This window comes from Brevibacillus sp. 1238, from assembly GCF_029892995.1.
Lineage (GTDB): Bacteria > Bacillota > Bacilli > Brevibacillales > Brevibacillaceae > Brevibacillus > Brevibacillus parabrevis.
The window spans coordinates 332,035-347,866 of record NZ_JARXWC010000005.1; the positions used below are offsets into that span (position 1 = coordinate 332,035).

11 protein-coding genes and 1 riboswitch are annotated in these 15,832 nt (G+C 51.8%); all 11 genes read right to left on the bottom strand.

Features of this window, described 5'->3' with window-relative positions; all coding sequences use genetic code 11:
- Positions 1-45 precede the first annotated feature (45 nt).
- Positions 46-1,479, bottom strand: a complete 1,434-nt coding sequence (locus tag M2298_RS15140; protein ID WP_173596309.1) for a PTS mannitol transporter subunit IIBC — start codon at positions 1,477-1,479, stop codon at positions 46-48.
- Between the two features lie 194 nt (positions 1,480-1,673).
- The gene (locus tag M2298_RS15145; protein WP_229049766.1) at positions 1,674-1,982 is read right to left on the bottom strand and encodes a PepSY domain-containing protein; all 309 of its coding nucleotides are present in this window, start codon (positions 1,980-1,982) and stop codon (positions 1,674-1,676) included.
- 105 nt (positions 1,983-2,087) lie between these two features.
- Positions 2,088-3,602 carry a degradosome RNA helicase CshA gene (cshA, locus tag M2298_RS15150; protein WP_122962473.1) on the bottom strand — a complete coding sequence of 505 codons (1,515 nt, stop codon included), beginning with the start codon at positions 3,600-3,602 and terminating at the stop codon, positions 2,088-2,090.
- Positions 3,603-3,911: 309 nt separating this feature from the next.
- Positions 3,912-4,769 carry a transporter substrate-binding domain-containing protein gene (locus tag M2298_RS15155; RefSeq protein ID WP_173596448.1) on the bottom strand — a complete coding sequence of 286 codons (858 nt, stop codon included), beginning with the start codon at positions 4,767-4,769 and terminating at the stop codon, positions 3,912-3,914.
- Positions 4,770-4,869: 100 nt separating this feature from the next.
- Positions 4,870-6,843, bottom strand: coding sequence for a methyl-accepting chemotaxis protein (locus tag M2298_RS15160; protein ID WP_122962472.1), 1,974 nt, complete (start codon positions 6,841-6,843; stop codon positions 4,870-4,872).
- Between the two features lie 72 nt (positions 6,844-6,915).
- A riboswitch (cyclic di-GMP riboswitch) is annotated at positions 6,916-7,016 on the bottom strand.
- Positions 7,017-7,238: 222 nt separating this feature from the next.
- Positions 7,239-8,696 (bottom strand): methyl-accepting chemotaxis protein, encoded by a 1,458-nt coding sequence (locus M2298_RS15165; protein WP_122962471.1) that lies wholly within the window; start codon positions 8,694-8,696, stop codon positions 7,239-7,241.
- A 319-nt stretch (positions 8,697-9,015) separates the two neighbouring features.
- Positions 9,016-10,644 carry a formate--tetrahydrofolate ligase gene (locus M2298_RS15170; protein ID WP_280648672.1) on the bottom strand — a complete coding sequence of 543 codons (1,629 nt, stop codon included), beginning with the start codon at positions 10,642-10,644 and terminating at the stop codon, positions 9,016-9,018.
- A gap of 146 nt (positions 10,645-10,790) precedes the next feature.
- Entirely contained in the window at positions 10,791-12,182 is a 1,392-nt protein-coding gene (locus M2298_RS15175) for an FAD-binding oxidoreductase (RefSeq protein WP_280648673.1), read from the bottom strand.
- Between the two features lie 3 nt (positions 12,183-12,185).
- Positions 12,186-12,956 carry an SDR family oxidoreductase gene (locus M2298_RS15180; RefSeq protein ID WP_122962468.1) on the bottom strand — a complete coding sequence of 257 codons (771 nt, stop codon included), beginning with the start codon at positions 12,954-12,956 and terminating at the stop codon, positions 12,186-12,188.
- The gene (locus tag M2298_RS15185; protein WP_280648674.1) at positions 12,953-14,377 is read right to left on the bottom strand and encodes an aldehyde dehydrogenase family protein; all 1,425 of its coding nucleotides are present in this window, start codon (positions 14,375-14,377) and stop codon (positions 12,953-12,955) included. Before M2298_RS15185 ends, M2298_RS15180 begins: the two co-directional genes overlap by 4 nt.
- A 22-nt stretch (positions 14,378-14,399) precedes the next feature.
- Positions 14,400-15,476: a tartrate dehydrogenase gene (locus M2298_RS15190; protein WP_173596307.1), complete on the bottom strand. Its 1,077-nt coding sequence runs from the start codon at positions 15,474-15,476 to the stop codon at positions 14,400-14,402.
- Between the last annotated feature and the right edge of the window lie 356 nt (positions 15,477-15,832).

Genomic DNA, 15,832 nt, shown 5'->3' on the forward strand with positions numbered 1-15,832 from the left:
CGCCAAAGAGGGAAAACGCTAGCTTTCACTAGCGTTGATCCCCTTTTACCCCAGTCGTTTGACCAACTTGTCATACTCCGGACTATTCAAGAAGTTATCGATCGAGATGTGCTCGGCAGTCGGTGCTTTTGCCTTCGCCCGCTCTGTCAGCGACTTGTGTGTAATCACGATATCGGCATCATTGGGGATATCGTTAATAGCTGTGTTGATGACGGTGATTTCGCTAATTCCGGCATCCTTGAACTTTTTGCGCAAGGAAGCTGCTCCCATCGCGCTGGAACCCATTCCGGCGTCGCAAGAAAACACCACTTTCTTCACGTCCGCTGCCGCGATTTCTTTTGTTGCCGCAGCTTCTTGCCCTGCTGCTGCCGGCTGCTTGTTGCCTTTCAGCTCCTGCATTTTCTCTGTCGCCTTGTCCAACTCGTCTTCTTCGGTCTTGCTGCTCATTTTCAACAAAGCCGAAGCGATGAGGAACGAGACAACGGTTGCGGCAACGACCCCTGCCCATACCGGAAGCAATCCGCCGCGCGGAGCCATGGCGCTGAGTGCGAAGATACTGCCTGGCGATGGCGGTGCCACCAGCCCTGCGCCGAGCAGCGTAAAGGTGAAGACCCCTGCCATCCCGCCGCCGATTACCGCCAAAACGAGACGCGGATTCATCAAAATGTAAGGGAAGTAAATCTCGTGAATCCCCCCGAAGAAGTGAATGATAACAGCACCTGGCGCCGATTGCTTGGCATTGCCTCGACCTGCCAGCCAGTATGCCAGTAGGATTCCCAAACCTGGGCCAGGGTTGGTCTCCAGCAGGAAAAAGATCGATTTTCCTGTGCGCGCCGCTTCATCCAGACCAATCGGGCTGAAAATACCGTGATTGATCGCGTTGTTGAGGAACAGCATTTTTGCCGGTTCGACCAAAATGCTCGCCAGCGGGAGCAACCCTGCATTGACGATGACCTGCACGCCTGATGCCAGCGCCTTGCTAAGACCCGTCACGACCGGACCAATCGCCAGGAAAGCGAGCAGCGTCAGCAATGCACCGATAATCCCTGCGGAAAAGTTGTTGACCAGCATTTCAAAACCGGAGCGAATTTTGCCTTCGAACAGTCGGTCGACTTTTTTCATGACCCAACCGCCCAGAGGCCCCATGATCATTGCCCCTAAAAACATCGGGATATCTGACCCGACTACGACCCCCATCGTGGCGACAGCCCCCACGACACCACCACGTACATCGTGAACCATTTTCCCGCCCGTGTATCCGATCAACAGCGGCAGCAAATACGTAATCATCGGCCCGACCAGTTTCGCCAGGTTTTCGTTAGGCAGCCATCCTGTCGGGATGAACAATGCCGTAATCAATCCCCAGGCAATAAACGCACCGATGTTTGGCATGACCATCGCACTGAGAAACCGTCCAAATTTTTGTACCGAGACGCGCACTCCACCAGAAGACTGGTTCTTTGTCGCCAAATTCTCCATACTGGACCCTCCTTTACCTTTTCTATAAAAATGTTGACATGATTAAACAGATAATGTGCACACCTCAAATATAAAGCGTTTACATACGCGCCACAACAAAATCAAAGCTCGCATTTGTCGTTCTCGTTGTTGCCAAAACTTAATAGCAGCAAAAAAAGAGACTCCCGCTCCGACGAGCAGAAGTCTCTTTTTCCTCAAAAATCTTCTCTCTCCACCTTCATGACCTTTCCCGTTTCTGCATTGACCTCTACCTCGTACACCTGGTTCTGGTCGGTAAGAATAATAAACTCATAGACCAGCACGCCATTTTCCGTATCCAACTCCGAGTGCAGCACGCGTCCTTTTATTTGCTGCAAAGCGATTTGCTTCGCTTGCTCCTCTGTAATTCGCATCGGCTTTACGTCTGTTGCCTGTGCTTTCTCAGCGTGCAGCGGGGCTGGCATGGCTGTTCCAAGTACACTTGCCAGCGCAACGGCTGTGGTCCAGCCAATCGACTTTTTCATGATTGCACTCACTCCTTCCTCCAAATCAATCAGTAGTTTGCCCTGCCGCCCCGCTTGTATGCAAAAAAAGCCGATGCGCTTTTCGTCGCATCGGCTCTTGCATTCTTATCGTTGTTTGTTGCTGTATGGTCTTCCGCTGGACTCTGTGCTGCGTGGGCGAGATTCTCCACTGCGCGGACGGGAATCGCCGCTGCGAGGACGGAACTCTCCACCGCGTGGACGAGGTGGGCGTTTGCTTCCAAAGCCGGAGCCAGAACCGTATCCGCCTTTGCCTTTCGGGAACGCTTTTTTCTTGCCGACACGCAGAGGCGCTTCTTCTGTCAGGCGAACCGGAGTTTGATCCGGCTCTTTGGTCAGCAGCTTGAGTGCAGCAGATACGAGCGTCACGGAATCGATATCTTCCAGCAATTGCTCGGCCAATGTTTTGTAGGCGCTCAAGTCATCGCGGCCAGACGCCTCCAAAATTTTCTCCACGGTCAAACGTTGTTGACCTTCCAGCGCTTCGCTCATGCTAGGCACAGAACGACGCTCCATACGGCGGTTTGTCGCGCGCTCGATCAGACGCAGGTGGTCGATCTCGCGGGAAGTGACAAACGTGATGGCAAGACCAGTCTTCCCGGCACGACCAGTACGGCCGATACGGTGAACGTAGCTTTCCGAGTCTTGCGGAATGTCGAAGTTGAATACGTGCGTAACGCCGCTGATATCCAGACCGCGGGCAGCTACGTCTGTCGCAACCAGCACTTCGATCGTACCTTCCTTGAACTTGCGCAGCACGCTGTCGCGTTTTGCCTGGTTCAAATCGCCATGGATTCCTTCAGCGCCGTAACCGCGCTTGGTCAGAGCCTCGGACAGTTCATCCACTCTGCGCTTGGTACGACCGAAAATGATCGCCAATTCAGGGGAATGAATGTCAAGCAGACGACACAGAACGTCGAATTTTTGCTTCTCGGCAACTTCCATGTATTGCTGCTCAATGTTTGGCACCGTTACTTCTTTCGGTTTGACGGAAATCAGCGTCGGCTCGCTCATGAACTGCTGAGCAATTTCCTGAATCGCTCTCGGCATAGTTGCAGAGAACAGCAAGGTTTGACGATTGTCAGGAACTTCTTGCAAAATTTCCTTGATATCGTCGATGAAGCCCATGTTCAGCATTTCATCTGCTTCGTCCAGAACAACGATCTCGATCGCATCGAGGCGGATCGTTCTTCTTCTCATGTGGTCCATGAAACGGCCAGGCGTCGCTACGATGATTTGCGGGCGCTTTTTCAGCGCCTTGATTTGGCGGGTAATGTCTTGACCGCCGTAAATTGGCAGAGCGGAAATGTTTTTGAACTGGGCAATTTTGTTGATTTCCTCTGCTACCTGCACAGCCAGCTCACGGGTCGGTGTCAGTACAACCCCTTGAATATTGCCGTTGTTTTCATCCAGGCGCTCAACCAGCGGAATACCGAAAGCAGCGGTTTTTCCTGTACCTGTTTGCGCCTGTCCAATCAAATCGCGGCCTTGCAAGGCTACAGGAACAGTTTGCTCCTGAATGGCTGTCGCCTCTTCAAACCCCATGTTGCCAAGAGCTCTCACAATAGAATGATGCAATCCAAAATCAAAAAAAGTAGTCAATGAACGTCAGTCTCCTTTTACTTTACCTTCTTCTATAAAATTCTCACTAAAAAAGGGCACTATTCCTTACAGCCGGAACATGCCCTTTTATCTCCGATTGTACATAAGCACCCTACAAAGAACATAGCTGTAATCGTATCATGCATCTGGAAAAATTGCAAACGGGATTTATGCCCATTTCCCTTTTAGTATCAACCGATTTTTGTCAGAATATACGGCGAAACACATAAAAAACAAAACAGCCCTGCCGGGACACTCCAGACAGGGCTGCTGCTTTGCATCATTGCGATCGATTATTCGACTCGACGCTTATTTTACCCATTTGTGGAACAGCTCATCGAATTTTCCTTGCAGCTTCATTTCGTCCATCCACACATCGAGATAGCTGGCAAAAATAAAGTCGCCACGCGGAATCATGTACGCCTTTTCGCTGCGGGTAAACGGCTTGTCGGTCAAAGCAGCGTACAGGCGGGAGTCTGCTTTGGAGTAAACCATCGCTTCAATCGTATCGGTGATCATGACATCGTACGTGCCGTTTGCGACAAGGCCCGGGATGTCCAGATTGTTTTGCACGACAGTCACGGTCGCGTTTTTCAAATAGTCACGCACGAACTTTTCATTGGTGCCGCCCGGATTTACCCCGATTCGCACTTCTTTCTTGTTAATGTCGGCCAGGCTCTTGTACTTGTCCTTGTCTTGCGCGCGAATCAACGGCGCTTTGCCAAATTCGATGTACGGATCGCCCATGTGCGCTTTTTTCTGCCGATCCGTGTTGCGTGTCACGCCGCCTACCGCGATGTCGAATTTGTTTGCCAGCAGATCGTCCATCATCGTCGGCCATGAAGTCTGCACAAAGCGCGCCTCTACGCCCAGGCTTTTGGCGAACTCTTTCATGGCGTCAATGTCGTAGCCTTCAAACTCGTTCGTCTTCGGATTCAAATATGTGAACGGCTTGTAGTCCCCAGGCGTTCCCACCACAATATATCCTCGTGCGATGATCTCGTCGAGGCGGGACTCAAACTTTTTATTGTCCTGTTTTTTGGCCGCTTCTACCGCCACGGCTTGTCCATTCGGTGTTCCCGCAGTTGCGGCAAACGCTCCGGTTCCAGTCATCAGCAATGTTGCAGCGAGTGTGCTCGCCACCATTCTTTTGGTCCACTTGTTCATCGGTTTCTTCTCCTCCTGGTTGTTGCTCTCTTTGTTTGTCTTGCTTTGTTCAAACTGTCTCATCCCTTATATCGCATCCCCCCTTTAACAGGGATGGGACCTACAGGCTAAACTTGCCAACCCCTTGTTGCAGTTCTTCCGTCACGGCGTTCAAATGCTCGACGGAACGGGCGATATCTTGAATGGCCTGAAGCTGCTCGGCTGTTGCCTCCACAACCTTTTGGGCATCAGAAGTAGCGAGCTTCGCGATATGATGCATTTCATCCACCGAGGCGCTCACCTGCTCGGAGCCTGCGGACATTTCTTCCGATGCTGCTGACACCTCCAAAATATGGGCAGCAACATTGCGGGAAGACTCCAAAATATGCGCAAAAATTTCCCGGACTTCTTCAATCATCGTGATTCCTTCGTGCGCTTCGCGGTTGCCTGTGTTCATCACTTCGACGGCATGACGGGTATCCTGTTGGATTTCGTGAATCAGTGTCGCTATTTTCGCAGCCGATTCCTCGGATTGGTGAGCGAGATTTTTCACTTCTCCGGCCACGACGGCAAAGCCTCGTCCATGCTCGCCAGCCCGCGCAGCCTCAATCGACGCATTGAGAGCGAGCAGGTTGATTTGCGACGTCAACTGGCTGATCGTATCGAGAATCCCTTCGATTTCCTTGGAGCGGCTGTTCAAACGTTCGATGGCCTCAGTTGCTTTGGTCGTTCCTTCGCCGATGCTGCCCATTTGCCGCACCGCCTGCTCCACGACAGTCGTTCCTTGCTCAGCCTGTTCCGAAGCCTCGCGCGCCGCCTCGGAAACATGCGCAGATGTCTCGGCGATTTTCACGATCCCTGCTGCCATATCATTCATGGACAGCGCGACATCTTTGGAGCTGGTCGCCTGCGCTTCCGCTCCGCCTGCAATTTGATTGATCGATTGCCCGATGCGATTGACGTTTTCCGTCGCATGCTCAATGCCTGCCGATACTTCCTGAGTAAAGCGCAGCACCTGCTCGGAAGATTGCGATACCCCCTCAATCAGACCTTTCAAGTGGGCAACAGTCTGGTTGAAGTCACGGGAAAGCACCGCAAGCTCATCCTTGCCGTCTACCGTAACGGTCTGCGTGAGATTCCCTTGCGCCACCACATTGACCACTTGGTTCAGACGCTGAATCGGTTTCACCAGGCGAACAGACAGCCAGTATACGAAAATGATCCCGAGCGCCAACACAACCAGTGAAATCGCAAGCAGCTTGATCGACAGCTCATTTACCGGAGCGTGCAAATCTTTGACCGGAGCCGTGATGAATACGCCCCAGTTCAGTTTCGTCGATGCGTACGAGGAGAACTGCGCTGTTTGCTCCTGCTGGTATTGAATAATTCCATGCCCGCCTTGCTGCGTCGCTTCAAATGCCGTTTTCAGCTCGGGAATGTCGCTTTCCAGCACGGATTGCTTCAAAATGAACTCGCTATTCGGATGCCAGATATACGTTCCTTTTTTGCTGACGAGAAAAGCATAGCCGCTGTGCCCGAATTTCTCTTCGGAAACCGTTTTTTGAATCTCATTGATTGGGATAGTAGAGCCGACATAGCCGTATTGGCGGTTGTCTTTCATCAATGGCAAAATGACCGTCACAATGTTATTGCCTGTCCGTTGGGAAACAACCGGCTCGGATACGATGATTTTCCCTTCGCCTTTTCCTGCTTCCTGAAAATGCGGACGGTCGGAAGGATTGGTTTCCTCTCCTTTGAAGTTGATGACCTTTTTGCCGCTCAAGTCATAGGAAAAGAAAAACGTTTCAAACTCAGGGTTTTTCTTTTGCGCTTCCTGAATCAGCCTCAAGTCATGCTCGAAATTGTTGTCTGAGGACATCATCTCCCCGACTGTTTCCACGATTCCGATTTTTTCCTGGAAGAAGCTGTCGATACGGATGGATAGATTGCTGGCTGTCAGTTCCGCTTCTTTGTCCAGGCTCGATGATAGCAATTGCGAAGAGCTGTAGTAGCTGGCCCCGCATACCGTGCCCAAGCTGATGATCAAAAGCAGGCACATAACGACAATTAACTTTTTCTTTAGACTTGATTCCATCACACGGTGTACCTCCTATCCTTTTTTTCACAACAAAAAAGACTGCCACCCGGACAGCCTTTTTGCGTTCGGCATGGCAACCCGGCTATCGTAGCAGCAGAGAAATGCAATCTGCTTGCCTTAGACCCGTGGCTTTGCGTCCCTGCCTTTCAACAGGTTTGCCTTTGTCATTTTTTGTCGTATTTTGTTTATAAATTTACTATAGCACACGAAAGTAAAAATGTGGGTTAACTTTCAAATAATGCCTTGGATTTTTTTCCACACGAAATCTTTACCCGATTTGTTTGATAGCTAAACTACTTTTCTTGCATAAAATTACAAAAAAGCCCCTCCAAGTAAACCATTGTGCGCTTTTCACGCCATGTCTACTTAAAGGGGATACTATCAGATCATAGCTACTTCCCAGACTCCACAGCCAAGCTGCTTAACGTATCGGTAAGCAGCTCCAGCTCTCTAAAGCTTGCCACAATTTGTTCGATCCGTTCTGTTTGTTCGTCTACACTCGCCAATACTTGCTCTACCGACGCACTCGATTGTTCCGTTACGCTATAAATCTGGGTGATTTCATCCACAATCCGCAGCGAGCCATTCTCCAACGCATGAATGAGCGTCTCAACCTCGCCCGCTTGAATGACAACGCTATTCGCGTTATTTGTAATTTGTTTTAATATGGATTCTGTGTGCTGCGCAGCGTTTTGACTGTCTACAACAGCGGCTTGTCCGGTAATGATTTGCTTGGCAAGGTCGCTTGTTTTATTTTGGATATCCACCAATATGCCTGCTATTTCTTCCGTCGATTGCTGTGAATGGACAGCCAGCTTCCTCACTTCATCAGAAACCACGGCAAAACCCCGCCCGTGCTCTCCCGCACGCGCTGCTTCGATGGCAGCATTCAAGGCCAGCAGGTTGGTTTGGTTGGAGATCTCGCTAATCTTGGAAAGAACAGAACCGATTTGCTGATTTCGTTCATGAAGCTCGTTCATCAACGTCACGGTTTTATCGATGATCGTACTGATATGAGCCATTTGTTTCGTTAGCGTCGACACCTGTTCATTTCCTTCTTCCGTTACCTTCACAGTCGCTAATGTTAAATCTTTCATGCGCTGCGAACTGGCGGCTACTCGCTGAACTCCATGATTTGAATCTTGTACGGAGTTGGAGATATCGCCGACACTTGCTGCCTGCAGTTGCACGCCTTTAGCCACCTCGGAAAAAGACGTCAATACTTCCCGAGAGACGCGTTCCGTAAAAAGGACATTATCTTTTAGCGACAAGCTGAATTGTTTAAGCGTCTCCACCGAATGTAACACCTTACCAAAAATTTGCTCGATTTGCTGTTTAGCAAACAGCGTTTCCTTATGCCGGCTTTCCGCTTGCAAATACACGTTCTCGTTAAGCTTTGCGACATAGATCGTGATGATGGCAACCACGACGAGCGGAACATTATTTGCATCTGCATAAACATTCAGATATTGACCTAGATTCGCAGTAATGATGGCTACAACTGACATCGCGATAACAGGGCGATAGTTGGGATAAAGAGATACAAGAGCGAGGTACTCGAACAAATTTAGCATACTCCTCTCGGCTGTCCGGGGAAAAGTAAGCAAATGCATAACACAAATAAGAGAAAGGACGCCAACCAAGACATACGGAATGAGCAAAATGGTTTTCGCTGCGCGGTTCATCCACATCAGCAGCAAACAAATCCCGGCAAACACGAACCACTGAATGACAAAAGCAAGGCTTAAACCTCGTGTTATATCGATCGCTACTTGCAGTACTACCATAAGCCATCCAATGCAAATGACAATTTTATTGCGCTGCTTGGTAATCAATGTTTTTTGATCCACATGGCACCTTCCTCTTCATCTTAGAAGTATGGAAAAGATGGATGAATGAGTAGCTGTGAGCCTCCTTTCCGCTATGCAACTGATAATCTGAGGCAATTTTCCCAACTTTCGAGAAAAAAATAGAAAAACACCGTCTGTTTTTGGTAAAATTTTGGTTTCCAGCAAAACCTCCAAAACAGATAGGTGTTCTCTTCTATGATAACGAAAGAAAGCTCCCATGATCAACTACAACCGGGTTTGCAGGCTTGTTTAGCTCTGCCTAAGCGCGAAAAAAAGCTGACACTTTGTTGCCCGTGTCAGCTTTTTGCCTTTGTGTTGCTTAGCTCAGTCCCTCTACATGGCCGTGCTCATCCACGTACAGCGACTCGGCTGCCGGCTTTTTCGGAAGTCCAGGCATCGTCACCAGGCTTCCGGTGAGCGCCACGATAAAGCCTGCCCCCGCCGAAATCCGCACCTCGCTCACCTGAATGGTGAAGTCTACAGGTGCTCCCAGCTGGTCAGCGCGATCTGTAAACGAGTATGGTGTCTTCGCCATGCAGACAGGCAGATGGGCCAGCCCCATGTCTTCGATCTTTTGGATCGTCTTCAATGCCAATGGGGAAAAGACTACGCCAGAACCGCGGTAAATCTCCTTCACGACCGTCTCGATTTTTTCTTTCACGCTGCGGTCTTCTTCGTACAAAAAGCGGAACTGCGAAGGACGCTCTGCCGCCCGCGTTACTTTTTCAGCCAGTTCGACCGCACCTTCGCCGCCTTCTGCCCAAGCCTTGGATAGCGCCGCTTCCGCTCCGGCCTCCTGGCACAGCTTCACGACTGCGTCGATCTCTCTTGGCGTATCTGTGGCAAAATGGTTGATGGCTACAATCGCTGGTACGCCGAACTTTTGGAGGTTCTCCAGATGGCGGCGAACGTTGGCAAAGCCTGCCTCCAATGCAGCGAGGTTTTCTTCCGCCAGATCAGGCACTTTCACCCCGCCGTTGTATTTCAGCGAACGAACGGTAATCACCACTACGGCCGCCGATGGAGTCAGTCCCGCTTTTCGGCACTTGATGTCAAAAAACTTTTCTGCGCCCAAATCAGCGCCGAAGCCCGCTTCGGTTACGACGTAATCTGCAAGCTTGAGAGCGGTTTTGGTTCCGATCACGCTGCTGCAACCATGGGCGATGTTGGCAAAAGGACCGCCGTGGACGATGACAGGCGTGCCTTCAATCGTTTGCACCAGGTTCGGCTTGATCGCTTCCTTGAGCAGGACGCACATTGCTTCTACCGCGTTGATTTCCTCCGCACGAACCGGCTGATCCTGATAATCGTAGCCGATGATGATGTGATTCAGTCGGTCGCGCAAATCGGCGAGGTTTTCGCTCAAGCACAAAATAGCCATGATCTCCGAAGCAGTCGTAATCATGAAGCCGTCCTCGCGTGTCATGCCGTTGCCTTCGCCGAGTCCGACCACAATATTTCTGAGCGCTCGGTCATTCATGTCCATCGCCCGTTTCCAGACAATCTTCTTCGGATTGATGCCGCGCGGATTGCCGTGGAAAATATGATTGTCAATCATCGCTGCGAGCAAATTGTGCGCAGCTGTAATCGCATGAATGTCTCCGGTAAAGTGCAGGTTGATTTCATCTGCGGGGAGAATTTGCGCCTTGCCGCTTCCGGTAGCGCCTCCCTTGATGCCCATGCACGGCCCCAGAGATGGCTCCCTGAGAGCGGCAATCGTTTTCTTCCCAAGCAAATTAAGCGACTGCGACAGACCGATCGTCGTCAGCGTTTTACCCGCTCCGGCCGGATTCGGATTCATCGCGGTGACGAGAATCAGCTTGCCATCAGGTCGATCTTTTATCTTATTCCATAGTTCATCAGATATTTTTGCCTTAAACTTTCCGTAAAGCTCCAGATCCTGCTCATCGATCCCTGCTGCCTGGGCAATCTCAACAATCGACTTCATGCATGCCTGCCTCCCTGCCTTGCGAAATGTTTATTTACCAATCTCCTACATTCCACATCCTCGCCCTTTCTCCTCTACCTTTCGCCATATTTCGCCAAAAAGAAAAACCTGCATTCGATCATGCCAGATCAGAATGCAGGCCATTGCTAGTTTGCGAATATTTTCCCCGGGTTCAGGATGGCGTTCGGATCGAGAACTTGCTTCATCGACCGCATCACGTCCAGCGCCGCTCCGTGCTCCTTGCGCTGATATTTGACTTTGCCCACTCCTACGCCATGCTCTCCGGTGCACGTCCCGCCGCGGCTCAGCGCGTACTCTACCAGATAGGCGTTCAGTTCCTCGGCTCGGGCCATTTCTTGTGCATCATGTACGTCGATCATCAAAATCGCGTGGTAGTTTCCGTCGCCGACATGTCCCAGCACGGCTCCATCCAAACCTGAGCGGTCAATGGCCTGCCGGGCGTCCACGACTGCCTTCGCCAGTTCGGAAAAAGGCACGCATACATCGGTCACCATCATTTTTTTGCCGGGCGATTTGTGCAGAAAAGCGTAAGCCAGATTGTGACGCGCATCCCAAAGCGCGGCACGGGCTTTGGAATCAGTCTCGAACAGAAACTGCGTGCAACCGTGCTCGGCACTGATGTTTTGGGCGAACTCAATGTCATGCGCAAGGCTTTGCTCGCTGCCGTGAAACTCAATAAAAAGCGTCGGGTTTTCCGGATAGCTCGTTTCCTTGTACAAATTCACCTGCTGAATGGAACGCTCGTCAACCAGCTCGATGCGGGCAACGGGAATCCCCGCCCCCATAATATCCACGACCGTATCTACCGCGTCTTGAACGGTTGGGAAGCTGGCCCGCGCTGCCATCGTCGCCTCGGGAATCCCGTACACACGTAGCGTCAGTTCTGTAAACACGCCCAATGTCCCTTCTGATCCGACGAACAGCCCTGTCAGGTGATACCCGGACGATGATTTGGCCGTCATGCTGCCCGTATGAATGATCCGCCCGTCTGCGAGAACGACCTGCAAATCGCGGACCTGGTCGCGCATGACACCGTAGCGGACGGAAGTGGTGCCACTCGCATTGGTGGCCGCCATCCCGCCTAATGTCGCGTCAGCACCCGGATCAACGGAAAAGAACAAACCGTGCTTTTTCAACTCGCGATTGAGCTGAGTACGCGTCACCCCCGGCTGTACTCTGACCAAAAAGTCTTGCGGACGCACCTCCAGCACTTGGTTCATCAGCGAAAAGTCCATACTGATTCCCCCTGCGTACGGAATCGCATGGCCTTCCAAGCTGGTACCCAAGCCAAACGGTGTCACGGCAATACACTGTTCATTAGCCAGCTGCAAAATGGCGCTGACCTCATCCGCAGACTGCGGAAACACGACAACATCCGGCAGATGAGGGGGATGGTACGATTCATCATGGCTATGATTCATGAGGACAGTCGGATTGGTCGTCACTCTGTCCTCTCCCAACAAACTTGCTAGTTGCTGCCGATAATCCACACACTCTCTCCTTTGCTGCTTCTCCATAGACTAGATTCCCCTCCCGCCATCAACGTTCATGACTTCCCCAGTCACGATCTTGGACAGATCGGAAGCCAGGTACAGAGCGGCCTGCGCGATATCCTCCGGCTGAATCAGCATGCCCAATGGAACGCTGCTGATGAAAATATCCTTTTTCCCGGCTTCTACCTCTTGCTCGTCTCCGTTGATGAACTTGCCCAGCATGGGAGTCTCCGCCGGGCCAGGATTGATGACATTGACTCTGATTTGATAAGGAGCCAGTTCGATTGCCAGAGCCTTGCTCAACATGATCGCCGCGCCTTTGGAAGCGCAGTAGGCATTCAGGCCGGGACGCGCGCGGATGCCCGCGATGGAGGCGATGTTGATGATGCTGCCCCTCGCTTTCGCCTTCATGTGCGGAACCGCATGTCTGGCCGTCAAGTAGAGCGACTTCGCGTTGACGGACATGATCCGATCCCACTGCTCCAATGTCAGCTCCTCAATCGGAGTAAAAGCTTGCGGAACTCCGGCGCAATTGACCAACACGTCAGGCGCACCGAAGACGGCAACTGTCTCTTGAATCAGCGCGGCTACACTTTCGTCATCGGCCACGTCGACTTGCACGGCATGGCCCCTCCCGTCCGGCAATTCCAGAGCGACCTGCACAGCCGCCTCTTTGTTCAAATCAGCCAGGACGACATTCGCTCCCTCCGCCGCGAACAGCTTGGCAGTCGCTTTTCCCATTCCGGAAGCAGCGCCTGTGACGATCGCCGTCTTTCCTTGCAGCAGTTGACCGCTCATAGATTGATCACCACCATTCGCTCGTCGGTCATTTCTTCCACGGCATAGCGCGGTCCTTCCTTGCCGAGTCCGCTGTTTTTCACGCCTCCGTACGGCATCACGTCATTGCGGTACGTAGAGACGTCATTGATGACTACCCCGCCGTACTCCAGCGTGCGTGCTGCTTTCATCGCGACATTCAGATCACAGGTAAAAATCCCCGCTTGCAAGCCGTATTCCGAATCATTCGCCTGGGCAAAAGCATCCTCCAGATCGCTGTACGGAATAATCGTCACTACCGGGGCGAACACTTCCCGGCACACTACCTTCATATCCGGTTTCGTATTCACAAGCACCGCCGGATAAAACAGAGCGCCCTCCCGCCTGATGGGCAAAAGCGCTGTCGCTCCTTCGCTGATCGCTTCCCGTACCCACTCTTCTGTCCGCTTTGCCTCTTTTTCGCTGATCATCGGGCCGACATCTGTGGCCGGGTCCTCCGGGTCGCCTACCTTCAACTGCTTGACGTGCGCGATATACTGCTCGCTGAATGCCGGAAACACATCTTCGTGCACGTAAATGCGCTGGACGGCAATGCACGCCTGACCTGCATTATGAAAGCTGCGCGCAGCCGTCTGCCGAGCCGCCAGCTCCACATCCGCATCGTAGTGAACGATATTGGGCGAGTTGTTGCCAAGCTCCAGAGCGACAGGCCGCATGCCGCTGCGCGCTTTGATATGGCGGCCAACCTCGCCCGACCCGGTAAAGGTGTACATGGCGATGCGTTCTTCATCCAAAAGCCACTCGCCCACTTCGCTGCCAGCCCCCGTCACGATGTTCACATAGCCTTTTGGCAGCCCTGCCTCCTCCAATACTTCCACCAGCAAAAAGGTCGCGAGCGGCGTGACAGTCGCCGGCTTGACCACCAGCGTATTGCCTGCCGCCAGAGCCGGAGCGATCTTGTGCGTGCTGAGCAGCAGCGGATAGTTGAAAGGCGTAATCGCGCCAATGACGCCTTTCGGTACGCGGATCGTGAACCCGAGGCGATTTTCCGAGCCTTCCGTCGATTGCAGCGGGATCATCTCGCCATGAATTTTTTTGGCTTCTTCCGCAGACAAGCGAAGCGTATTAATCGTACGATCCAGTTCGTTCATCGCATCTTTGCGCGTTTTCCCGACTTCGCGGATGAGGGAAAGCTCCATCTCGTCCCGGCGCGCTTCCATCAGCTCAGACGCCTTCAGCAAAATTTTATAGCGCTGAAACGGCGTCAACCGATCGTTCCGAAACGTCTCCCACGCTGCCTCTACCGCTGTCTGGACATGGTGCCGTTCGGCGCGGGCAATCTGCGAGATGCACTCGCCGGTGTATTTGTGCAAAACAGGGATATAGCTGCCCGTTTTGATCCATTTTCCGCCGATGTACAAATCATACGCTTTCGCTTCCATACTCTCTTCCTCCCTTGTCTCTTTATCTCGTCCCCAAATAAATGTGCCGGACAATCTCGTCCCCCAACTCTCTCGTGGACGCCTTGCCCCCCAGGTCAGGCGTCAGCACCTTGCCCTCCTGGACAACTTGCTCGATTGCGTTCATGATGACAGCACTGATTTCCGGCAAATCGAGATGATCCATCATCATGCTCAGGCTCCATACTTGCGCGATCGGATTGGCGATCCCTTTTCCGGCAATATCAGGGGCTGATCCGTGGATCGGCTCGAACATCGACGGGTATTGGCGCTCCGGATTGATGTTGGCCGACGGAGCCAGCCCAAGCCCGCCGACTATGGCTGCCCCCAGGTCTGTCAAAATGTCTCCAAACAAGTTGCTCGCAACCACCACCTCAAACGTCTCCGGTCTGGTGATAAAATAGGCGGCCAATGCGTCGATATGATATAAGTTGGTGCGAACGTCCGGGTGCTCCAGGCTGATCTCCTTGACGATCTCATCCCAGAACGGCATGGAATGGTTGATTCCGTTCGATTTGGTAGCTGCCGTCACGCTTTTTGTCGGACGTTTCTCTGCCAGCGCGTACGCGTAGCGAAGAATGCGCTCCGTGCCATACCGGGTGAAGACGTTGTTTTGCACCGCCATCTCGTAAGGCGTCCCCTGGTGCATCCGCCCTCCCATGTTGGAATACTCGCCCTCGGTGTTTTCCCGCACGACGACAAAATCGAGATCGGCATGGCTTTTGTAGCGCAGAGGGCTTTCCAGACCTTTGAGCAGCTTTACAGGCCGCAGGTTCACATATTGCGAAAAGCTGCGGCGAATCGGCAAAATCAACTCCCACACCGATACGTGATCGGGCACCTCTGGCGCTCCAATCGCTCCCAGCAAAATCAGATCGTGGTCTTTCAATATGTCCAGTCCATTTTCCGGCATCATCCTGCCGTTCGTGAGGTAATACTGGCAGTTCCAGTCCATAATCTCGCGGGTAAAACGAATCCCTCCATGCGCTTCCTCTACGGCCGTCAACACCTTCAATCCCTCGTCCATCACCTCTGGACCAATGCCGTCTCCTGGTATGACTGCGATCGAATATTGCAGCAATCGTCTCCCTCCTTGAATTAATTCAATTTTAAAGAATAATCGGATGCACTGATCTAATGCACCTTTAATGCCAATCGTTCATCTTTGCACAGAAATACCCGAAACATTCAGTCTTTTTATTTTTTATATCATAATTTGGAAGTCATGCTTATTTTTTTTTAAAAAGTGTTGCAACAAAATGTTGCAACACTCAGACTGTCGGCAGTTTTTAATTGGTCAAGCAGCTCCGTTCATGCCCTTTCCTACATTCCATAATGTGACATTTTACTTGCAGGTCGTTTTTCAAGCGAAGCACTCCTTCATTGGATTTTCATTCTAAAAAAGACGAACTCTTTTTCTCCCATGCAGAGAAAAGC